This window comes from Bacillus sp. LJBS17 (assembly GCF_019334685.1).
Lineage (GTDB): Bacteria > Bacillota > Bacilli > Bacillales > Bacillaceae > Bacillus > Bacillus subtilis.
Map to the genome: position 1 here is coordinate 3,207,994 of NZ_CP079759.1, position 21,953 is coordinate 3,229,946.

The window sequence follows — 21,953 nt, forward strand, 5'->3', positions numbered from 1 at the left end:
TTAGACCCATAATAAAATCATCATTTGTGTTAGCTTCAGCTTATTGGCGGGATTTTATGAAATATATTGAAAAGTTTTTTGTGAAGTCCTTACCCGTAGCACTATTATCATGTTTATCCGGCTGGCCCAAGAAACATTCAGAAAAAGATCATTTCATTTGGTTATTATCGTAGCGGCCTGCGGAAATATTTTCAAGAACGGATGGGCACGTTAGATCCTTACGATTTTTTCTGCTGACTCGTCAATTTGAACGGCAATATGGTATAATTAATAACAATTTTCATTTAGGAGGCAATTTTCGTATGCGAGAGGATACAAAGGTTTATGATATTACAATTATAGGCGGGGGACCGGTCGGCTTATTCACCGCTTTTTACGGCGGGATGAGACAGGCAAGCGTCAAAATTATCGAAAGCCTGCCTCAGCTCGGCGGACAGCTTAGCGCCCTATACCCTGAGAAGTATATATATGATGTAGCGGGATTCCCGAAAATCCGTGCGCAAGAGCTTATCAATAACCTAAAAGAGCAAATGGCGAAATTCGACCAAACCATTTGTCTGGAGCAAGCGGTTGAATCTGTTGAGAAACAAGCGGACGGCGTGTTTAAGCTTGTAACAAATGAAGAAACCCACTACTCTAAAACAGTCATCATCACTGCAGGAAACGGCGCATTCAAACCGAGAAAGCTGGAACTTGAAAATGCCGAGCAGTATGAAGGCAAAAACCTCCATTACTTCGTTGATGATCTGCAAAAATTTGCCGGCAGACGCGTTGCGATCCTTGGCGGTGGAGATTCCGCGGTTGACTGGGCGCTTATGCTTGAGCCGATCGCAAAAGAAGTATCGATCATTCACCGCCGTGACAAGTTCCGTGCGCACGAGCACAGTGTGGAAAACCTTCATGCGTCGAAGGTTAATGTCCTGACACCATTCGTCCCTGCGGAGCTGATCGGCGAAGACAAAATCGAACAGCTTGTGCTTGAAGAAGTGAAAGGCGACCGCAAAGAGATTTTAGAAATTGATGACTTAATCGTCAACTACGGTTTCGTTTCATCTCTTGGACCGATCAAAAACTGGGGCCTGGACATCGAGAAAAATTCCATTGTCGTGAAATCAACAATGGAAACAAATATCGAAGGCTTCTTTGCAGCAGGTGACATTTGTACATACGAAGGAAAAGTCAACCTGATTGCCAGCGGCTTCGGTGAGGCACCGACAGCAGTGAACAACGCCAAGGCTTACATGGACCCGAAAGCCCGCGTACAGCCTCTTCACTCAACAAGTCTTTTTGAAAATAAATAATAAAAAAGGGAGCTTGTGTCTGCGACACAGCTCCTTTTTTATTTGAAGATATTTATATAATTCAATGCAGTTCCTACAACCAGCGCAATCACAAGGGCTGCGACTACCCAGATCATTGCCATAATAATGCGGTCCTGAATCTTTTGGGACTTCGGTGTTTTTTCTTCGTTTTGGGCCATTTTATTCGCTCCTTTCCCATGTCCATGCCATAAAGAAAGCCTGGTGCTGAACGACCAAGCTTTGCTGAACGTATATCATTCGCGTTTTGATCCGCTCTCTAAGACCATTCGTTAAAACTATGATACCTAAACTCACCCTGCATGACAAGCTTCGGCACTTGCACCACACCTGCCAGCAAATCATAATGTTTGACATCCTAAATAAAACAGAGTACATTATAGAAGGCGAACATTTCATATAATATAATTTTAAATATTCGTTTTTAGGAGTGAAAACCATGGAAAACGTATTTGATTACGAAGATATTCAGCTAATTCCTGCAAAATGCATTGTAAATAGCCGTTCAGAATGTGATACATCCGTACGTTTAGGCGGACGTACATTTAAATTGCCCGTCGTCCCTGCCAATATGCAGACGATTATAGATGAAAAACTAGCGATTTCATTAGCCGAAAATGGCTACTTTTATGTGATGCACCGATTTGAGCCTGAGACACGAATTGATTTTATTAAAGATATGAACGCACGCGGGTTATTCTCTTCTATCAGCGTGGGCGTCAAAGATGAGGAGTATGAATTTGTCCGCCAGCTGGCAGAAGAAAATCTGACTCCTGAATACGTGACAATTGACATTGCTCACGGGCACTCAAATGCTGTCATTGAAATGATCCAGCACCTTAAAAAACATTTGCCGGACAGCTTTGTTATTGCTGGCAACGTCGGAACGCCGGAAGCAGTCAGAGAGCTTGAAAATGCGGGAGCGGATGCCACTAAAGTCGGCATCGGACCGGGAAAAGTATGTATTACGAAAATCAAAACCGGCTTCGGCACAGGCGGCTGGCAATTAGCGGCGCTGCGCTGGTGTGCCAAGGCTGCCAGCAAACCGATTATCGCCGATGGCGGCATCCGCACCCATGGCGACATCGCAAAATCAATCCGATTCGGCGCAACGATGGTCATGATCGGTTCACTATTTGCCGGACACGAAGAATCGCCAGGCCAAACGATCGAAAAAGACGGAAAGCTTTACAAGGAGTACTTCGGCTCAGCCTCTGAATTCCAAAAAGGCGAAAAGAAAAATGTCGAAGGCAAAAAAATGCACGTGGCGCATAAAGGCTCAATCAAGGATACACTGATTGAAATGGAGCAGGATCTTCAATCTTCTATTTCTTATGCAGGCGGAACAAAGCTTGACGCCATCCGCAATGTGGATTATGTGATTGTGAAGAATTCCATTTTTAATGGGGATAAATATTAATCATAAAAAAACGCCAAGTCAGCGGTTCTCCGCTTGAGTTGGCGTTTTCTGCTACTTCTTCAGCAAAGTAAGCTTATATTTGCTTTTTGAATTTATTTTCCATCAGTTCTGCCATTTGTTTTGCATTTGGATTTTCTTCATTTTGCAACTGTTCAATAATGTTCATATAATCCGTTTCATTTCGGTTCTGGCTTAATTTATATGCCGCTTGAATATCTTCCACCTTAATCTTAAATCCAACGATACCTTTCAATTCACGTTCTAAGAGTTTTGGAGAAAGCTTATCCCATAAAACAGGATTGTCACGATGTTTTTCGTATTTCTCCAGCATGATTGTTAATTCTTCTGCTAATTCATCTTTCTCTAACATACTTGCTTTTCCATACATGTGGACAGCCTGATAATTCCACGTCGGAACATTTTCGCGAGAATACCAGGAAGAAGAAATATAAGCGTGCGGTCCCTGAAACATCACAAGTACATCTTCACAGGCTTCAAACGTTCTCCACTGAGGATTTCCATAAGCGAAATGCCCCGTAATATAGTAATGATCGTCTTTTTTATTGAATCCTAACGGCAAATGTGTGGCAATTGGTTTTCCTTGTTCTGTTGTGACAATCGTACCAAAGGAGTTTTCTTGTACAAAATTCCAAATTTCTTCAGCATTTGTGACTTTAAAATATTTTGGAATATACATCATCATCCACCCTTCGAAAAATATTATATGAGTGTTTTAGCCATGATTAAATCCGTTTGCTCTTCATCACCCATATAAAAAGAGTGGGCGCCGGTCTGAACAAACCCCATTTTCTTATAAAAGGCGATGGCATTTTCATTTTTTTCCCACACACCTAGCCAAATGTTCTTTTTATTACGTTCCAGCGCAATTTCTATCGCTTTATTCAGCAGATGTTTGCCAAGCCCATGTTTTTGAAAGCTGTTCTTTATATAAATTCTCTCGATTTCAAGTGATTCAGCACCCATTTCTTCAGACTGAGCATCATCGATATTGACTTTTACATATCCAGCGATTTCATGATCAAAGTAAATAAAAAAGAATTGCGAAGACATATTGGATAACTCTTTTTCCAGCTGCTCAGTGTTAAATGCGCTTTCTAAATAGGCTTTCATATTTTCAGGTGAGTTCTGTTCCTTAAAAGTGTCATTGAATGTTTCAATACTCAATTGTTGAAGTGTTTGTAAATCTTCCCGGCTGCATTTTTTCATTTTTACACTCATTGTTCGGATTCAGCCCCTTTATTTTAAATTCAATTGTCTAGTGTCCCTTTTATATATTTAAACACGGAACAGATACTGGCCTTGTTACCAGTCCAAAAATCTTCTTCATCACCAACTCCCTATCATGTTTTTGTTGTAAATGCAATAAAATATACTCCGCATTAAATATAGCGTAACTTTGCTGTATTTACAACAAAAATCAAACAACAAAGCAGCGTTTCTCTTGCCGAAGTCCCCGGAACTCTCTGCATCATTTCCCCATAATAAAAACGCCTCCCTTAACGATGATTTATCGCTAAGAAAAGCGTCATTAATAGTTGCTATCCGTTTTTAGTGCTTAGCACTCTTCAGGCTTGCCTGCATTCGTTGCTGTTCTGAACGAAGAACCGCAGCCGCATGAAGCAATGGCGTTTGGATTGTCGATGGTGAAGCCGCCGCCGAGCATGGATTGTTTATAATCAATCACGGTGCCGTTCATGATGTCAAGGCTTTCTTTGTCAACTAGAACAGTGATGCCGTGCTGATCAAACACACTGTCTGATTCACTCTTTTCATGCTCAAAGCCCATGCCGTAAGAAAGTCCGCTGCAGCCGCCGCCTTTGACGCCTACACGCAGAAACGCGTTTTCTTCTTCATGCTCTTTCATCATATCTTTTATATGCAAAGCTGCTGCTTCTGTAATTGTTACCGGGTTGCTCATCATTGTGAACCTCCTTTTAAAAACCGGTTGCTGTCTTTTATTATAAACATGATCGTTCCAATTCTCAAACAAGGTGTTTTACAAGAAATAGACACCCTCACAAACGGTTTCAGCCGGCCCTGTCATCATTACATGGCCGTTATCTTTCCAGTTTATCACCAAATCCCCGCCTGCTAAATGCACCGTGATGTCTTGATTTCGCTTTGATACGCCGTTTAATACAGATGCGACTGCCGCTGCACATGCTCCTGTCCCGCATGCCTGAGTAATCCCTGATCCCCGTTCCCAGACGCGGAAATGCAATTCTTGTTCATTCACGGTTTCAACGAATTCCACATTGATGCCTTCCGGAAATCTCGGATCTTTCTCAATCACCGGCCCCAGTGTCGTTAAGGGTGCCTGTTCAATGTCTGCGATCGGAAAAACGATATGCGGATTTCCCATTGAAACGGCAGTGCCTGTTAGTTCTACTTCACCAAATGCCATCGTTTCATTGATTGTGTGCTCTTCCCCGCCGTCAAGCATCGGGAGCTCGGATTTTGTCAAGCGCGGTTCGCCCATATCGACAGTGACCACATTCACTTTTCCGTTTTCGACTTGAACCTCCGCTTTTACAAGCCCGGAAAGAGTTTCAATCAGAAAAGATGTTTCCTCAACCAGCTTATGCTCATATGCGTATTTTGCGACGCAGCGCAGGCCATTGCCGCAGTTTTTCCCTTCAGACCCGTCATTATTAAAAATCCGCATTTTAACAGGCGCTTGGTCTGATGGGCATATCAGGATCATTCCGTCCGATCCGATCCCTGTATAAACAGAAGAAACCTGAATTGCAATCTCTGACAGTTTTTCTTCTGGAAGCTGTTCTTCAAATTGATTCACATAAATATAACTGTTTCCCAGGCCGTGCATTTTGGTAAATCGAAATGAGTTCATAGGTGCCTCCAACTTTTTTTCTTTTTCTTAGTATAAAAGCTATTATAAGCGGACACAATACAATTATCCCCCGTTTTTCATACATAAAAGCTCCTTGCACTGACGCAAGGAGCTTTTATCGTTTATATAAACATGCCGGCAATGGCTGCGCTGAGCAGATTGGCTAATGTTCCTGCAAGAACAGCCTTCAGGCCGAGACGTGCGATATCTGAACGGCGGCTGGGCGCTAATCCGCCCAGCGTACCAAGCATAATCGCAATTGATGAAAAATTGGCGAATCCGCATAACGCGAAACTGATAATGGTAGCAGTTTTCTTAGAAAACTCGCCGATGTGCGGACCGAAGTTAGAATAAGCGACAAACTCATTCAGCACCAATTTCTGGCCGATATAGCTTCCCGCCTGCAATGCTTCATGCCAAGGCACGCCAATCAAAAAGGCGATAGGAGAAAACACATAGCCGAGAATGGATTCTAATGTTACGCCTTTTAAACCGAACAAGCCGAAAGCCCCGCCGAGAATACCGTTTACTACAGCGATTAACGCAACGAACGCAAGCAGCATCGCCCCAACGTTTAACGCAATTTGCAGTCCTGTTGACGCTCCCTTTGCAGCTGCGTCAATGACATTGGCTGCGCCTTCGCCTTCATCCATTTTGAAATCGCTTTTTACGGTTTGCGTTTTTTCCGTTTCGGGTATAATCAATTTACCAAAGACTAGTCCAGCTGGAGCAGCCATAAAGCTGGCCGCCAGCAAGTATTCAATCGGAATACCGAGAAGCGCGTACCCAAACAAGGTAGATCCCGCTACTGCCGATAGACCGCTCGTCATAATCGTAAACAACTCAGAGCGCGTCAGCCCGGCAATCAGGGGTTTGATCACTAACGGAGATTCTGATTGTCCTACAAAAATATTGGCAGCAGCCGCCAGAGATTCCGTTTTGCTTGTTCCAAGGAGCTTCGACAATCCGCCGCCAATGACACGGAAAACGAGCTGCATGATTTTCAAATGATATAAAACTGCAATCAGTGCTGAGAAGAAAATGATAACGGGCAGTACACTTAATGCAAATGCCGGACTGTCTCCGACCTTTAGAAGCGGTCCAAAAATAAAACTGATGCCTTCATTCGCATAGTCAATCAGAAGCTGTACACGGCTTGAAAACCATAAAAAAACAGCGCGTCCCGCTTCCCATTTCAACACGATGTATCCAAACGCCACCTGTGTGCATAAACCAACGATGACGGTTCTTATCTTAATATTGCTTTTCTTTTCTGAAAATAAAAACGCGATAGCAATGATCGCAACTGCGCCCAGCAGCCCCCACAGAACATTCATGAATACTCGTACACCTCTTAAATTTTATTTAAAAAAATATCTTTTATACGATAACAATAATATTTTTTGATGTCTACACATTTTTTTAGTTCTTTTGTACGGCAAAATAAAAAAGGGCCTGTCCAGGCCCTTTTCTTTAAAACATTGGATTTTCTTCAATAAAGGTATATATATTCTCAACAAGCTCAGCAGGCGTTTCACCCATGACGACTTCTCCGTTTACCAGAGCGAAAAGCGATTCCATGCATGTCCCGCAGTAGCTTAAGCAGCCATATTCAAGGACATCAAGGTTGGGATCCTTCTCCAAAATCGCCCGGGCTTCCTGAGAGCCGTGAGCCAGATTGCTGACACAAAATTCAATCATTGGATTCATGCGGTTTCACCTCACATATGTCCATTATCGCGAATTTTTCACTATTCGTCAAAGACAACGGATGATTCAAAATTTATTATCGTAACATATTATTTCTCAAATAACGTTTTACTAATTTGTGTTTTCAGGCTAAATTGTAGGTTATTTTGAAACTATTATTGTGATTTTAGATCAAATTCGATATAATTCTAGATGTTATTTTACATAGTTCGTATTTTCTTCAATGTATCTATCATACTCTTCGGATTAAAGGGGAATTCAAATGAAAAAATTGGTCTTGATCGGCGGAGGTTACGGGAACATGCGTGTTCTTCATCGCTTATTGCCAAACCAGCTGCCTGATGATGTTTCAATCACGTTAATTGACAGAAATCCTTATCACTGCTTGAAAACAGAATATTATGCCCTTGCCGCAGGCACAATTTCTGACCATCATATCAGAGTGTCATTCCCAGAGCACCCTCGCCTGGATGTCCAATACGGTGATATCACATCAATTGATATTGTACAAAAACAAGTGCTGTTCCAAGATCGTGAACCGATTTCTTACGATGACGCCGTAATCGGGCTCGGCTGTGAGGATAAATATCACAACGTGCCGGGAGCGCCTGAATTCACCTACAGTATTCAAACCATCGATCAGTCCCGCGAAACCTACCAAAAGCTGAATAATCTGAGCGCTAATGCCACCGTCGCCATTGTCGGAGCGGGCTTAAGCGGCGTTGAGCTTGCAAGTGAATTGAGAGAAAGCCGTGATGACCTGAACATTATTTTGTTCGACCGCGGTAATCTCATTTTATCAAGCTTTCCCGAGCGTTTAAGCAAATATGTACAAAAATGGTTCGAAGAGCACGGTGTCCGCATTATTAACAGGGCAAATATCACAAAAGTAGAAGAAGGCGTTGTGTATAACCACGATGATCCGATTTCTGCAGACGCCATCGTGTGGACAGCCGGCATCCAGCCAAACAAAGTCGTCAGAGACTTAGATGTGGAGAAGGACGCACAAGGGCGTATTGTATTAACGCCTCATCATAATCTTCCAGGTGATGAACATCTGTACGTTGTCGGCGATTGCGCCAGCCTTCCTCATGCACCGAGCGCCCAGCTGGCAGAGGCTCAAGCAGAGCAGATTGTCCAAATCTTGCAAAAACGCTGGAATGGAGAAGCCCTGCCTGAATCAATGCCGCAGTTTAAGCTGAAAGGCGTCCTCGGTTCACTCGGAAAAAAAGCCGGCTTCGGGCTTGTTGCTGACCGTCCGCTGATCGGCCGTGTTCCGCGTATGCTGAAATCCGGCTTGCTGTGGATGTATAAACACCATAACGGTTAATGATAGAGAAGAACCGCTGATCAAGTCAGCGGTTTTCTGTATACCCATGCTTCTCCATTTCCTCATAAACGTCTTTTAATTTTGGATTGCCTTCACCGACAATTTTGTCTTCTACGAGCACAAGCGGATAAAAATACTCGTCATTTCTGATTTTTTCCGCAAGCTCTTTCGCATGTTCATTGTCAGGCGGCTCATGAATATCGATGTACTGCATCTCAAAAGGCTGATTTGGATATTTTCTTTTCAGCGCAGCCTCAAGCCACTCGTATGTATCCTTGGCTGTCGGCATATTGACACAGCTCGCACAAACGGTTTCTGCCCCGTACACGCTTAGCATGACTGGTTTCATCACTTGTAGACGCCCCCTTCTCCTATGTAAGTCCTTTCTTTTAAGTATACAGAGCCTAAGGGCGTTTTTATAGAAAAAAAACCGTTTTTGTGTTGAAGTCTGAATGTGCTATAATAGGGAAAGCAACTTTGCAAACCAAACAATAGATTTTTATTGTTACACTGAATATAATGGTTTTATGACGACGAAAGGAGCGAATGTCATGACTGAAGTTGAAATGAAAGAACAGGTGCAGGAAGTACTGGACAAACTTCGTCCGTTTTTACTTCGTGACGGCGGTGACTGTGAGCTTGTAGACGTAGATGAAGGTATCGTTAAGCTTCGTCTTCTAGGCGCATGCGGCAGCTGCCCAAGTTCAACGATTACGTTGAAAGCCGGAATTGAGCGCGCTCTTCTAGAAGAAGTGCCGGGTGTCGTTGAAGTAGAACAAGTCTTTTAATAAAGCAGCCAGGCGGATATTTGATCAGCCTGGCTTTTTTTATTAGAGATATTGGTCAAACCATGAGCTGATATAATTCAGGCGCTTGATCCGCTGTCTTGGGTGTCCGGTGCGTGACAAATTGTGCGATGCATTCGGAAAACGGACAAGCTTGGTTTCCTTGCCCATTTTTTTCAGAGCGATAAACAGCTGCTCCGCCTGCTCGATCGGGCATCGGTCATCCCGCTCGCCATGCAGTATCAAAAGCGGTGTCTCCACGTTTGCTGCGTATTTTAAAGGAGACCGGTCCCAGAGCTTTTCTGTGTCCTCAAACATGTCATGCTCAAGCTGCCAGTCTGTAAAGAAATAGCCGATATCACTGACGCCGTGAAAGCTGATCCAGTTTGAAATCGAGCGCTGGGTGACGGCAGCTTTAAAGCGGTTTGTCTGTCCGACGATCCAGTTGGTCATAAAACCTCCGTAGCTTCCGCCCGTGACACCAAGCCGCTTAGGATCAATATGCGGATCTCGCTTGATAGCCTCATCCACAGCTTGCATCACATCGTCATAATCCTTTCCTCCATAATCTCCTCTGACCGCATTCACAAATTCCTGCCCGTAGCCGTGGCTTCCTCTCGGATTGATATAAACGACCGCGTATCCTTTCGCCGCCAGCACCTGAAACTCATGAAAATATGTATGTCCGTACATCATATGCGGACCGCCGTGTATGTTGAGAATAAGTGGATATGTTGTCTCACCTTCCATTTGTGCAGGCTTCATCAGCCAGCCGTTCACCGTCACGCCGTCTTCTGTAGCATATTGAATCTCTTCAGGTATTGATATCATATGCTCACTGACAAACTTGTCATTCGCGCCAGTCAGCTGTTTCTCTTCCTGTCCAAGCGGGATACTGTAAAGCTCACTCGGTCTGTCCGGCTTTGTCACACTGGCAATAAAGTGCTGTTCATCAGGTGAAAGAGAAAAGCTATTGATGTACTCTTTTTCCAGACGAACTGGATACACAAGGCCTTCAATCGAAATATAATAGATGCCCGTACTGCCTTGATCTGTGCCGATGACATAAAACCCTTGGCTGTCCTTTGTCCAAATCGGGCGCTGTTCAGCACCACCGATCAACGAATCTCCAATCAGCGCATCCGCTAAATGAACGTCCAGCATCTCAGTCAGACATGTGAGGCGGCCTTGTTCGATATCATAGAGCCACGCCTTTGAGAGCGTTGCATTCTTATATTCCTTTTCATTTCCAAGCAAAGCAAGATACCTTCCGTCTGGTGAAAATGAACTAGATCCGAATGAGCCGCGATGAGGTGTAACCTGCTTAAGATCTCCAGACTCCAATGACATTATGTAAACATCATGAGGCTTGCTGGCATCATCTGTTTCAGTTAAATTAGCTGAGAAAACAAGCCATTTGCCGTCAGGAGAAAAAGCAGGATCACCATGATCAGCTTTGTGACTTGTCAGCTCCTTCATCTCACCCGACTTTACGCTGACAAGCACAAGCTGGGCATACGCGCCTCTCGTCAGCCCTTTGCCGTCCCGTTTGTAGGAGAGGCTTTGCACCTCAACAGGTTCATAGCTGTCCTGCTCTGTTTTTTCTCGGTCATCAATGCTTTCTCCCTCTCCCAAACTGACAGTGACCAGAATCGATTCGCCATCCGGGGACCATATTGGCTTTGACACGCCATATGGGATATCAGTCAGTTTTCTTGCTTCTCCGCCTTCAGTGCTCATGATATAAAGCTGTGCCGCATCGCCTTCTCGATCAGAAATAAAGGCAAGCGTGCGCCCGTCCGGAGACCATCTTGGGTCGGTGCTTCGCTTTTCTCCATGTGTCCAAGGAACAGATCCGCCCGTTTTCGTTTCATAGATCCATATATTTGATGTATACGAATCTTTCTCTTGATTTACTTGTGACTTTACATATGCGGCACGGGTGCCGTCTGGGGCGTATTGAGGATCGGTCACAGAGACAATCGCTGTGATGTCTTCTGCGGTTATCAGCTTTTTCATATTCATCTCCTCCTTTTTACATGTATTTCGTTTTTCTAAATAAAAACTCCTTTATCTCCAGCAAAAAAAAAAGCGCCCTCCGCTGACGCTGAGGAACGCTTGGCATGATCTATACACTTTTTACTTGATATAAAGGATTTCGCTCTATTATACTTCCCTCTTTCGGAACGGTCAAAGCGTCTACTTCACAATGAGGGAAATGAAGCGCGAGCTGTTCTTTTAGCTCTTCTCCCTTTCCTTTTTCGGTCATGACGAGAATCGTTGGGCCTGCTCCGCTGAGAGCCGTTCCATATGCGCCCTTCATCTCGGCGACGTGCTCTACTTTTGACAGCTCAGGCACAAGCATCGCCCGGTACGGCTGATGGAACATATCCTTCTTCATGAATTTCCCGACAAGCGGCCAATCCTTCGACATGATCGCAGCAATGAGGATATTGCTGACAGCACTTGCTTTTACGGCATCGGCATATGGAAACTCCTTCGGAAGCACGTCTCTCGCGTCTCTTGTCAGCACTTCATAAAAAGGAATGACAACGACTACGTCAATGTCAGCATTCGGGACGCGGATCATTTGGGTCTCGTCATCCTCATGCAGGCCGATCACAAGTCCGCCGACGAGAGAAGCGCCAGCATTGTCCGGGTGTCCTTCTTCTAGACTGGCTAAATGCAGCTTGTCCGCTTCAGACAGCTTTAAGCCGCATAATTCATCAGCCAGTTCAATGGCCGCTACAATCGCCGCGGCGCTGCTGCCAAGGCCGCGTGCAAGCGGGATGTCGCTCCACACCTTCACATGGACAGGAGGCATTTCTTTTCCGTACAAATCTGCGGTCCGTTTAGCCACTTGATAGATCAGGTTATCTGTACCCGCCGGAATTCCGGCGACTGTTTCTGTTTCAGCCTCAAAAGACCATTTGTCGCTTTCAAAGACGGTCAGCTTCAAATATCTGCTGAGCGCCATTCCGACTGAATCAAAGCCGGGGCCTAGGTTAGCTGTGCTTCCGGGAACAGTGACAGAGAACAGCATGTCGGCTTCGTTCATACACGGGCCGCTCCTTTTACATATTCAAGGATGCTGTCTTCATCAGTCGGCAATGTGACAGGCTTGATTTCTGAAATGTCGACCGCTGTGTTCGGATCTTTCAGTCCGTTTCCTGTTAACACAGCTACGACCTTGCTGCCTTTCGGAATTTCTCCGGATTTCACCTGTTTCAGCACTCCTGCGATAGACGCGCAAGAACCTGGTTCTGCAAACACGCCTTCTACACGGGCGATCAACTGATATGCGTGAAGGATTTCATCATCAGAGACTTCGTCAATTTTCCCATTGGATTCCTTGGCTGCCTTTACAGCTTTGTCCCAGCTTGCCGGGTTTCCGATACGAATGGCTGTCGCTATTGTTTCAGGATTTTCAATCACTTCATTGCGCACGATTGCCGCCGCACCCTCAGCTTCAAAGCCACGCATTTTCGGAAGGCCTGTGCCGTTTTTCTCATGATATTCCTTGAAGCCCTTCCAGTACGCAGTGATGTTTCCCGCGTTTCCGACCGGGATCGCTAAAACATCAGGCGCTTCCCCCAGCTGTTCGCACACTTCGAAGGCAGCAGTTTTTTGGCCTTCAATGCGGTAAGGGTTGACTGAGTTGACAAGGGCAATCGGTGATTTCTCACAGATGGAACGGACAATTTTAAGCGCATCGTCAAAGTTTCCGTCAATTGCGATAATCTCGGCTCCGTACATGACAGCTTGAGCGAGTTTTCCAAATGCAATTTTTCCGTTCGGGATGATGACAATGCATTTCATGTTAGCACGGGCTGCATATGCTGCCGCAGCAGCGGAAGTGTTACCTGTTGACGCGCACATAATCGTGTCATTGCCTTCTTCTTTTGCCTTGGCCACAGCCATAACCATTCCGCGATCTTTAAATGATCCCGTAGGATTGACGCCTTCCGTTTTGACATGAAGCTCAATTCCGAGCTGCTCAGACAGCTTCGGCAGGTGAATAAGAGGTGTGTTTCCTTCATGTAAAGTTAGCGCCGGTGTTTGATCTGTTACAGGTAAAAATTCTTTATATTGATGGATAAGTCCTTTCCACATTAGCTCCAACCGTTCCCTTCTACACGATATGTGCTTTTGACTTCTTGAACGACTTCCAAATCATTTAGGTTTTGCAAAATATCACTGAAATCAGCTTCTGATGTATGATGTGTGACAATTACGATTTCAGCTAACTCATCATGGCCTTTAATTGGCAGCTGAAGGATTTTTTCAAAGCTCACGCCCCGCTCTGAGAACACAGATGTAATTTTCGAGAATGAACCAACCTCATCTTTTACATGAATTCTTAAAAACTGCTGTGCATAAATGTCAGACGGCGATTTCATGTTTTTCTCATATTGCGGTCCGACAAAGCTGTTGCCGGTTACACCGAGGCGCATATTTTTCATGACAGCGACGAGGTCAGAAACAACGGATGTCGCTGTCGGCATGCTTCCGGCTCCCGGCCCGTAGAACATCGTCTCACCGACAGCCTCGCCGTATACATAAACAGCGTTAAACTCATTATGAACAGCAGAAAGCGGATGGTGGTCAGGAAGCAGTGTCGGCTGTACGCTGACCTCGATTTTGCTGCCGTCACGCTGAGCAATCCCGATCAGCTTCATTGTATAGCCGAGGCGTTTGCTGAAGCTGATGTCCTCGTCTGTAATTTGGGAGATCCCCTTTACTTTGACGTCTTCCAGATCCACGTTCATCGAGAAGCCGAGGCGCGCCAATATCGCCATTTTCCGTGCGGCGTCAAGCCCTTCCACGTCAGAAGTCGGATCAGCTTCGGCAAAACCGAGATCCTGCGCTTCCTTAAGCACTTCCTCGTATGGGCTTTTCTCTTTGATCATTTTGGTTAAGATAAAGTTTGTTGTGCCGTTCACAATTCCCATCATTTTTGTAATTCGATCAGATGAGAGGCCTTCCTCTAATGTGCGCAGAATCGGAATCCCGCCGGCAACACTGGCTTCAAAGTAGATATCGCATCCATTTTCCTTCGCTTCAGCAAGCAGCTCGGAGCCGTACACTGCCATTAAGTCCTTGTTTGCTGTGACAACATGCTTTTTCGATCTCAGCGCGTCGACCAAATATTGTTTTGTCTGCTCAACGCCGCCGATCACCTCGATGACGACATCAACATCTGGATCATCAATGACATCATACACTTCTGTTGTAAGCACTTCTTTCGGCAAATCTACTTCTCTCTTTTTCTCTACATCTTTTACAAGCACTTTTTTTATCGTAACCGGACAGCCGACCTGATGCATAAGCTTATCCTGATGGTCTTGAATAATTTTAACGACACCGCTTCCGACGGTACCTAAACCTAAAAGCCCTACACGAATCGCTTTCAAAAAAACTCCACCTTTCTTTTAATTGTCCTCTCGAAAAAGACAATTGTTAACTCAACACAGACATATAAGTTACAAACATTATATAAGCCCGCTCCTATTTTGACAAGACAGCATTAGGCTGAATTTTGCGAATGTAAACGCTTAACGCATTGATATGACAAGATTCTTTATTTTCTAATTATTTTTGTCAGATTTTCTCCTCACCCTGAGCTGCCTTTGCCGAGCCAGCTGACGCGTGGAACAAACAGCTTCTGCGCCCTCATATTCATGAATTCCTGCGCTGTATTGAGAAATTGTTCATAACGCCCACAGTCATTAAGAATGAAGTCAAGCTGTTCTTCAAAATAATGCTTTTCTGATTCTGATGACATGTAATAGCTTTCCACGATTTCAAAATAATGAAGCGGGAAAAGCAGACGGCTGTATAAAAGGCGTTTCGAAAACGAAGACAGCGGTGTGACTTGCTCGTATTCCTGTAAAAAGAGAAAGCCATGCTGATTAAAATCTTGTCTGTGATGCAAAAAAGTATGCCTCATATATTCAGCCAAATCACGGGAAGCGTGGTCAAACACCCAATCCGCCGGAATCCTGATCAATGATTCCGGTGACCATGTATGCCTTTCCATCCGCTGATGGCATATCGTTCCTGAATCAGCGGCTTGGGGCTTGTCATCCAGCTCAGTGTCCACTAAATATTGTATCGCGTTTTCTGACAGTCCTAAATAATAGGGAAATGATTCGATCATTTTTTTATCGAATGGCTCATGCGGAGGGGTCTGAACCTTTCTCTGCCAAAATGCTTCCAGCTGATCAATTCGTTTTCCCCACAGATCCTTCCACTGGCCGATTCTTCCGGCTGCCTTCACCTCATACGGATATCCTCGGCCTTTTCGGTGAAATTCCGCCAGCTCCGCTCCAATGGAGAACGCCCTGTTTGAATAAGGGGGGGCCGCCTTCAGCAGAGCGTACGTTTTTCCATCATGTTCAAATGTCAGCTCACCTTCTTTTGTAAAGATAAAAACCGAAACGTATGGGTCACTTTGTTCTTGTAAATACTGACTCATGTAATAAAGCTCCGCCAGCTCTGTATCTGAGAATTGGGAAACGGGGACAATCAGAAAGTATGAATTAGGCGTCTGAAAGCATTGATATGTGTGCTGGTACATGGAAAGCTGCCTGATGTGAATGCCGTATTTTTCTTTTATTGTACCTTTCACCAAGATCACCTGCCTGTTGAATTAGGGCTCATCACATCGTAGTCATACACAGCCGGAATTATGAATACATATTTTAATCCGAAGAAGGCGCAAGAAAAAGTCGTAAACTTCTCAAGCATTTTGTATAAACTAGTAAAAAAGATTGGGTGAAGCTGATGTCAGAAAACGAACAATTCAGTCAGATGGAAGCTAAAGCAAGAGCACGGATGAAGGAGCGCGGCGTTGAGGTATCAGACATTGCCGAGCTTGTCTTTTTTCTGCAGAAAAAATATCATCCGGATTTAACCATTGATGAATGCACGCTGAACGTCAATCGTGTTCTCGCAAAACGCGAGGTGCAAAACGCGATTTTAACGGGCATTGAATTGGATGTTCTTGCTGAGCAGAAAAAACTGTCTGAACCGCTGCAAACGATGCTGGAAATAGATGAAAGCCTATATGGAGTAGATGAAGTTCTGGCATTTTCCATTGTGAACATTTACGGATCGATCGGGTTTACGAACTACGGTTACATCGACAAAGAAAAACCCGGAATCCTTAAACGATTGAATGATAAATCAACCGGTGAATGCCATACTTTTTTAGATGACATCGTCGGAGCGATTTCCGCCGCGGCTTCAAGCAGACTTGCTCACCGCGCGCGGCATACAGAATAAGGGCACCCTTTTAGGGCGCCCTTTTTTCAAATGTATGGAATCCATTCAGTCAGAGAGTCAATGGCATGAGTCGGTTTTTCCATATCGTCTGTCATATGTTCTCTTTTCGTTACGCCTGTGTGAACGAGCAGCGTATCCATACCCGCGTTAATGCCGGCCATAATATCAGTGGCGTAGTTGTCGCCGACCATGAGTGTTTCAGACACATCTGTGCCGAGAACGCGCATCGCCTGCTCCATAATAATTGATTCCGGCTTGCCGATAAATACAGGCTGTACACCTGTAGATACGGTTAACACTGATGTCAGTGAGCCGTTTCCCGGCAGAAGCCCTCTTTCAGTCGGAATCGCAATATCTCCGTTAGTGGAAATAAAGCGGGCGCCATTTCTGATTGCCAGGCAGCCGACAGCAAATTTTTCGTATGTAATGGAACGGTCGATGCCAACAACGACAAAGTCCGCGTTTTCTCCGCCAAATGTCAGGCCATTTTCTTCAATCGCCTGGCGGATTCCTTCCTCCCCAATCACATACACAGACGCGTCTTTTTTCTGCTGTGCAATGTGCTGGGCAGTTGCCATGCTGGTCGTGAAGACCTGCTCTTCTGTTGCCGGAATATCAAAAGACACGAGCTTGTCCGCTACCTGCTTCGGTGTGCGCGAAGAGTTGTTTGTCACGAAAAGATAAGGAACGCCGCGATCTTTCAGCGTTCTGACAAATTCACACGCTTCCTCGATTTTTTCCGTGCCATTGTACATCGTTCCGTCTAAATCAATTAAATACCCTTTATATGTTTTCATATCCAACACTCCTGTGGCTTTCCAGTTGTTATTTAAACGCAGAAACAGGTCCTAGCTCTGTTTCCAAATAGCTTCTGATCCGTTTCGGGAAGTCCTGAAGAGCTGTTTGATGCGCCTTGATCAGCCTGTAAAGCTCGCCGCTGTCAGCGAGCAGATACTGTTGAACCAACGTTTTGCGGTAGGCGATCAATTTTTTGAGCTCATCACCCTCTTTTTCCGTGACAACTTTCTCATCAACAAGTATATCCATAATGTCGTCATAGCTGCCCGGGTCCCGCATAATAAAGCCGTCAATCATGTCATTGCCTGTATCCAAAATGCATTCGATTAACAGATGGCCTATACGCTGAAGTGCCAATTCCCCGATTTCAGACTGCCAGTCTGTTTGTGAGTCAAATAGCGCCAGCTGGTGCTCGAAGAACCCTAGTGTTTTCTCGATTTTGCTTCTGTCAACAAAATACATGACAGCATCCCCTTTGTGTATATTTATTTTCTGATCCGTTTCAAGACAAAATACGCACAGCCGAAATTGCAGTATTCGTAAATATATTCATCTAATGTGCTGATTTTCGTTTCGAAGGTTGCCTTTTGATTCTGGTCGTCAAAGAAGCCCTTGAGCCTTAGCTGACCGTATCCCCAGTCTCCCACAATATAATCGTATTTATTTAATATATCGGAGTAGCGGGCTTTAAAAGCCTCTTCGTTGAAGCCGTCTTTGAAATTGTGCACCAATTCAAATTCGGCATTTTGAATAAGAATCATGATCTCACCTCTTTTTCACTCATTCCTATCATAATTCATTGCCCCGTCCCCATCAATTGCTAAAGAATAAATCATGCGATTTGGCTACCCTACACATGAGGAGGGATTTATAAATGAAACGAACCGCTGTCAGCCTCTGCCTGCTGACCGGACTTTTATCCGGGTGCGGAGGCGCAGGATTGGATAATGCCCAAAATGTCCGGAATCAGACGCAGAATCAAATCAAACCCATTCATGTGTCGGACCGCAACGAGGCTTTTAACAGGCATAATGAGAACGAACAATTTGGCTATGTCCGCTATCAAAAAGAACAATTTGACGGAGACCAGCAGAAAACGCCGGTGATGAACCGGGAAGAAACCGCTCACATGATATCAAGTTTAACGGTTCAGCTCCCCCATATTCAAGATGCTGCGACATTGGTGACTGACCGAGAAGCGCTTGTCGTATACAAAACCGATTCTAAAAACCGGGAGCTGACCGCCGATCAGGTGAAAAAAACAGCGGCTTCCGTGATACCGCGATACTATCACGTGTATATTTCCGATAATCCAAACCATATGCAGTCCGTCGAAAATTACAGCAATCTCGGCTCTGGTTCAAGGGATATCAGAGAGATCATGTCGGGGACGATTCAAGAAATGAAAACCTCCCCGCAAGGAAGCCCTGTCTCAGAGAATGAAAATGCCAATGGAGAAACGCGTCAGGACATGAAAATCGATAGGAATGACAAAAACGCCAGATGATCTGGCGTTTTGGCATTATGCTTGGGCTTGACGCTTTTTAGATGCTTCGTTTACTTGTTCATCCGCATGGTAAGAGGAACGGACAAGCGGACCGGCTTCACAATGGCTGAAGCCTTTTTGCATCGCGATTTCTTTTAATTCTGCAAATTCATCAGGATGGTAGTATTTTTGGACTTTCAAGTGTTTCTTCGTCGGCTGCAGATATTGGCCGATTGCCATAATATCCACGTTGTTCGCCAAGAGGTCGTCCATTACTTCAATAATCTCTTCTTTTGTTTCGCCGAGCCCGATCATGATACTTGATTTTGTCGGAATGTCAGGCTGCATTTCCTTCGCACGGCGCAAAAATTCCAATGAACGGTCGTATGTCGCACGCGCACGGACTCTTGGCGTCAGGCGGCGAACCGTTTCGATATTGTGATTCAGGATGTCTGGGCGTGTATCCATTAAGGTTTTTAGGTTATCGTAGTTTCCGCCCATATCAGACGGCAGCACCTCAATTGTTGTGAACGGGCTTTTTCTGCGGATCGCACGGACAGTTTCCGCGAAAATGCCTGCCCCTCCATCTTTCTGATCGTCACGCGCAACAGCCGTAATAACCGCGTGCTTCAGATTCATAAGCGCGACTGAATCCGCTACGCGTTCCGGCTCTTGCAGGTCAAGCTCAGTTGGAAGGCCTGTTTTGACAGCACAGAAACGGCATGCTCTTGTACAAACAGAACCTAAAATCATAAATGTCGCTGTACGTCTGACAGCCCAGCATTCATGAATATTCGGACATTTTGCTTCTTCGCATACGGTATGAAGGTTGTTTTCCCGCATGAGTTTTTTGAGCCCTGTATAGTTTTCATTTGTATTTAATTTAATTTTAAGCCATTCGGGCTTTCTGAGGTGTTCGTCTTTCTTTGCCAATTCCCATCATCTCCAATATCCAATATACTCAATTTCTGACACGAAACATTCTGAAAACGAGAAAGGTGCAGATTTTAGTTCTGCAACAAAAATAATGTTTTTCTAACTAAAGAAAGTCTTTTCTTTAGACACTTTAACATAGGAAAAATTTCTCGACAAGGGAAGATGATTACTGACATTTTTAAGCCAGGTTGCCGCAAACTATGTGTATTCAATATGAAAGGAGATTATTTTGTGAAAGTTTTGTTATCCGCTCTTCTTCTCCTTTTGTTTGCATTTGAGCCTTCTGCGTCTGGAAAAAAACTTTCAGATCCAGTGCTGTCGAAACGGATGGAATTATATCATAAAATCGAAGCTGTGACGCAGATCCCTTGGTATGCGCTCGCCGCTGTTGATCAATACGAAGAAAACGTGCGGAGCAACCGGAAAGATCTGCCTGAAAAGGCGGGAATCATCAGCATCTATATACCCGATGATATCTGGAGCGGGCCTGAAAACCCGAATCCGAAAGACGATGCGCCGTTAAGCATTAAAGTGTTTGACGGAATCGGAATGGATGGCGATGGAGACGGGAAAGCCGAGGTCAGCAACGATGAAGATATCTTGTATACGTTCAGCCAATACTTACTGTCGTATGGCACAGATGAAGACAACATCCGGATCGGGCTTTGGAATTATTACCGGCGTGATCAGACAGTGGGGATTATATCTGAATTCATGAAGCTGTTTAAAGCCTACGGCCATATTGATCTGGGCGAGCATGCATTCCCGCTTCCGATCAGAACCGATTACAGCTACCGAAGCACGTGGGGAGATGCCCGCGGCTTCGGTGGAAGGCGGATTCATGAAGGTACGGATATCTTTGCCCATTACGGCCTTCCTGTCAAATCCACATGTTACGGCGTAGTTGAAATGAAGGGCTGGAACCGCTTCGGAGGATGGAGAATCGGCATCAGGGACATTAACAATACGTATCATTATTTTGCCCATCTCAATGGGTTTGCCAAAGGGATTAAAACAGGACAAATCGTTGAGCCTGGCCAAGTGATCGGATCAGTCGGCAGCTCCGGATACGGCCCGCCGGGAACCGCCGGGAAGTTCCCGCCGCATCTGCACTATGGCATGTACAAAGATAACGGAAGAACCGAATGGTCATTTGATCCATACCCGCATTTGAGGGCGTGGGAGCGATATGAATACCAAAAAAAGAAGTAACAAAAAGCCGCCTCTACGACAGGCGGCTTATTTGCTGCTTTTTTCTTTTTTTGAATCAGCACCGTCTTCTTCTTTGCTGCTCGGGAGCTGGACAGAAGGCGTGACACCCGAGCCGCCGCTTCCATTATAAAACTGCGGCACTTCGCCCTGCACTGCTTTAATCGATACAGGAACATTATTTGTGACGACAGCGGTTTTGCTGGCAAATGGAATGATGACCTTCACTTTAATTTCGACAAAGATGCTGATATCAATAAGTGCGTTATTTATGCCATACGGCTTGATTTTGGTTTTGACATCTGTAAAAGCGTCACCGATTAAATTGAACCGGACCGGGATTTTCGGCCCGAGGTTTCCAAGAAGGCTGTTGCCGGTTACCTGTCCCAGCGGAATGTTGATCATAATGTTTTCACTGGCGCCGCTGTGTCCGGTATGGGTTTCCATCTCTTTCAAATGAGCCTGAAGCTGCTTTGTCACTTTTGTTTTCACACTGTTTACAACCTGTGTATTAAAATCGATTGTCGTTAAGTTTCCGTTTTCATCAGAATTCATTTGAAACATATCTTTCATATTTTCACTGTCAGACATATAGTCCTCAATCGAATCCTGGATCACCTCTGTCGCTATACGCTTCGTTTCCATCTCGCCGATGTCCATTAAAACAGGTTTGATCGAGCCATTGATCATCCAAAGGCTGACCGTTGTTGACAGGATAAAAAAAACAACGGACAGGAGCATCACGTAACGGAAAGGCAAAGGTCCTCTCTTGCGAAAAGGGCCGCGATATCTTGGCAAGAA

25 protein-coding genes are annotated in these 21,953 nt (G+C 44.9%); 7 read left to right on the top strand and 18 right to left on the bottom strand.

Going from position 1 to position 21,953, the window contains the following annotated elements; translation table 11 throughout:
- Positions 1-302 precede the first annotated feature (302 nt).
- Positions 303-1,301: a ferredoxin--NADP reductase 2 gene (gene yumC, locus KXZ66_RS16585; protein ID WP_003220618.1), complete on the top strand. Its 999-nt coding sequence runs from the start codon at positions 303-305 to the stop codon at positions 1,299-1,301.
- 38 nt (positions 1,302-1,339) lie between these two features.
- On the opposite strand, the gene KXZ66_RS16590 is transcribed toward yumC, so the two are convergent.
- Positions 1,340-1,480 (bottom strand): hypothetical protein, encoded by a 141-nt coding sequence (locus tag KXZ66_RS16590; protein WP_003228723.1) that lies wholly within the window; start codon positions 1,478-1,480, stop codon positions 1,340-1,342.
- A 278-nt stretch (positions 1,481-1,758) separates the two neighbouring features.
- Here KXZ66_RS16590 and guaC point away from each other — a divergent pair, with 278 nt between their 5' ends.
- The gene (gene guaC / locus KXZ66_RS16595) at positions 1,759-2,739 is read left to right on the top strand and encodes a GMP reductase (protein WP_072173663.1); all 981 of its coding nucleotides are present in this window, start codon (positions 1,759-1,761) and stop codon (positions 2,737-2,739) included.
- Positions 2,740-2,812: 73 nt separating this feature from the next.
- Here guaC and paiB read toward each other — a convergent pair whose 3' ends face one another.
- The 6 genes from paiB to KXZ66_RS16625 all read right to left on the bottom strand — a co-directional run bounded on the left by paiB (position 2,813) and on the right by KXZ66_RS16625 (position 7,321).
- The gene (gene paiB / locus KXZ66_RS16600; RefSeq protein ID WP_038427891.1) at positions 2,813-3,436 is read right to left on the bottom strand and encodes a protease synthase/sporulation negative transcriptional regulator PaiB; all 624 of its coding nucleotides are present in this window, start codon (positions 3,434-3,436) and stop codon (positions 2,813-2,815) included.
- A gap of 23 nt (positions 3,437-3,459) precedes the next feature.
- Complete coding sequence (gene paiA, locus KXZ66_RS16605; protein ID WP_003244000.1) at positions 3,460-3,978, bottom strand: spermidine/spermine N(1)-acetyltransferase; 519 nt, start codon at positions 3,976-3,978, stop codon at positions 3,460-3,462.
- 337 nt (positions 3,979-4,315) lie between these two features.
- The gene (locus KXZ66_RS16610) at positions 4,316-4,678 is read right to left on the bottom strand and encodes a HesB/IscA family protein (protein ID WP_003244166.1); all 363 of its coding nucleotides are present in this window, start codon (positions 4,676-4,678) and stop codon (positions 4,316-4,318) included.
- Between the two features lie 78 nt (positions 4,679-4,756).
- Entirely contained in the window at positions 4,757-5,611 is an 855-nt protein-coding gene (gene dapF, locus KXZ66_RS16615) for a diaminopimelate epimerase (RefSeq protein ID WP_003243745.1), read from the bottom strand.
- Between the two features lie 122 nt (positions 5,612-5,733).
- Positions 5,734-6,948: a NupC/NupG family nucleoside CNT transporter gene (locus KXZ66_RS16620; protein WP_003228710.1), complete on the bottom strand. Its 1,215-nt coding sequence runs from the start codon at positions 6,946-6,948 to the stop codon at positions 5,734-5,736.
- Positions 6,949-7,084: 136 nt separating this feature from the next.
- Positions 7,085-7,321 carry a YuzB family protein gene (locus KXZ66_RS16625; RefSeq protein WP_003222913.1) on the bottom strand — a complete coding sequence of 79 codons (237 nt, stop codon included), beginning with the start codon at positions 7,319-7,321 and terminating at the stop codon, positions 7,085-7,087.
- A 262-nt stretch (positions 7,322-7,583) separates the two neighbouring features.
- Here KXZ66_RS16625 and KXZ66_RS16630 point away from each other — a divergent pair, with 262 nt between their 5' ends.
- Entirely contained in the window at positions 7,584-8,651 is a 1,068-nt protein-coding gene (locus KXZ66_RS16630) for an NAD(P)/FAD-dependent oxidoreductase (protein ID WP_003228707.1), read from the top strand.
- A gap of 25 nt (positions 8,652-8,676) precedes the next feature.
- Here KXZ66_RS16630 and KXZ66_RS16635 read toward each other — a convergent pair whose 3' ends face one another.
- Entirely contained in the window at positions 8,677-9,003 is a 327-nt protein-coding gene (locus tag KXZ66_RS16635; protein WP_021480530.1) for a YuzD family protein, read from the bottom strand.
- Positions 9,004-9,103: 100 nt separating this feature from the next.
- On the opposite strand from KXZ66_RS16635, the gene KXZ66_RS16640 reads away from it, so the two are divergent.
- Positions 9,104-9,439 (top strand): NifU family protein, encoded by a 336-nt coding sequence (locus KXZ66_RS16640; RefSeq protein WP_010886606.1) that lies wholly within the window; start codon positions 9,104-9,106, stop codon positions 9,437-9,439.
- A gap of 42 nt (positions 9,440-9,481) precedes the next feature.
- On the opposite strand, the gene KXZ66_RS16645 is transcribed toward KXZ66_RS16640, so the two are convergent.
- The 5 genes from KXZ66_RS16645 to cotNH form a co-directional block, all read right to left on the bottom strand.
- On the bottom strand, positions 9,482-11,455 hold the full coding sequence (locus tag KXZ66_RS16645; protein WP_151870071.1) for a S9 family peptidase: 1,974 nt from the start codon (positions 11,453-11,455) through the stop codon (positions 9,482-9,484).
- Between the two features lie 109 nt (positions 11,456-11,564).
- On the bottom strand, positions 11,565-12,494 hold the full coding sequence (gene thrB / locus KXZ66_RS16650; protein WP_151870070.1) for a homoserine kinase: 930 nt from the start codon (positions 12,492-12,494) through the stop codon (positions 11,565-11,567).
- Positions 12,491-13,549, bottom strand: coding sequence for a threonine synthase (gene thrC, locus KXZ66_RS16655; protein WP_151870512.1), 1,059 nt, complete (start codon positions 13,547-13,549; stop codon positions 12,491-12,493). The genes thrB and thrC overlap by 4 nt, the downstream gene beginning before the upstream one ends.
- Entirely contained in the window at positions 13,549-14,850 is a 1,302-nt protein-coding gene (locus tag KXZ66_RS16660; RefSeq protein ID WP_014665242.1) for a homoserine dehydrogenase, read from the bottom strand. The genes thrC and KXZ66_RS16660 overlap by 1 nt, the downstream gene beginning before the upstream one ends.
- Before the next feature lie 200 nt (positions 14,851-15,050).
- Entirely contained in the window at positions 15,051-16,070 is a 1,020-nt protein-coding gene (gene cotNH / locus KXZ66_RS16665; RefSeq protein WP_151870069.1) for a spore coat-associated protein CotNH, read from the bottom strand.
- Positions 16,071-16,222: 152 nt separating this feature from the next.
- On the opposite strand from cotNH, the gene KXZ66_RS16670 reads away from it, so the two are divergent.
- Complete coding sequence (locus tag KXZ66_RS16670; protein WP_003243814.1) at positions 16,223-16,723, top strand: phosphatidylglycerophosphatase A family protein; 501 nt, start codon at positions 16,223-16,225, stop codon at positions 16,721-16,723.
- Positions 16,724-16,749: 26 nt separating this feature from the next.
- Here the strand turns inward: KXZ66_RS16670 and nucF are convergent, their stop codons facing one another.
- From nucF to KXZ66_RS16685, 3 genes are read right to left on the bottom strand one after another with little or no spacing between them, the layout of a single operon-like run.
- Positions 16,750-17,520: a 5' nucleotidase NucF gene (nucF, locus tag KXZ66_RS16675; RefSeq protein ID WP_003243196.1), complete on the bottom strand. Its 771-nt coding sequence runs from the start codon at positions 17,518-17,520 to the stop codon at positions 16,750-16,752.
- 28 nt (positions 17,521-17,548) lie between these two features.
- Positions 17,549-17,983: a DUF86 domain-containing protein gene (locus tag KXZ66_RS16680; protein ID WP_003228684.1), complete on the bottom strand. Its 435-nt coding sequence runs from the start codon at positions 17,981-17,983 to the stop codon at positions 17,549-17,551.
- A gap of 23 nt (positions 17,984-18,006) precedes the next feature.
- Positions 18,007-18,282 (bottom strand): YutD family protein, encoded by a 276-nt coding sequence (locus KXZ66_RS16685; protein WP_003228682.1) that lies wholly within the window; start codon positions 18,280-18,282, stop codon positions 18,007-18,009.
- Between the two features lie 113 nt (positions 18,283-18,395).
- On the opposite strand from KXZ66_RS16685, the gene KXZ66_RS16690 reads away from it, so the two are divergent.
- Positions 18,396-19,028, top strand: coding sequence for a YhcN/YlaJ family sporulation lipoprotein (locus KXZ66_RS16690; protein WP_167568114.1), 633 nt, complete (start codon positions 18,396-18,398; stop codon positions 19,026-19,028).
- A gap of 15 nt (positions 19,029-19,043) precedes the next feature.
- Here the strand turns inward: KXZ66_RS16690 and lipA are convergent, their stop codons facing one another.
- Positions 19,044-19,940, bottom strand: a complete 897-nt coding sequence (gene lipA, locus KXZ66_RS16695) for a lipoyl synthase (RefSeq protein ID WP_003222888.1) — start codon at positions 19,938-19,940, stop codon at positions 19,044-19,046.
- A gap of 234 nt (positions 19,941-20,174) precedes the next feature.
- Between lipA and lytH the strand changes: the two genes are divergently transcribed.
- The gene (gene lytH, locus KXZ66_RS16700; RefSeq protein WP_003243462.1) at positions 20,175-21,155 is read left to right on the top strand and encodes an L-Ala--D-Glu endopeptidase; all 981 of its coding nucleotides are present in this window, start codon (positions 20,175-20,177) and stop codon (positions 21,153-21,155) included.
- A gap of 27 nt (positions 21,156-21,182) precedes the next feature.
- Here lytH and yunB read toward each other — a convergent pair whose 3' ends face one another.
- On the bottom strand, positions 21,183-21,950 hold the full coding sequence (gene yunB / locus KXZ66_RS16705) for a sporulation protein YunB (RefSeq protein ID WP_015483652.1): 768 nt from the start codon (positions 21,948-21,950) through the stop codon (positions 21,183-21,185).
- Between the last annotated feature and the right edge of the window lie 3 nt (positions 21,951-21,953).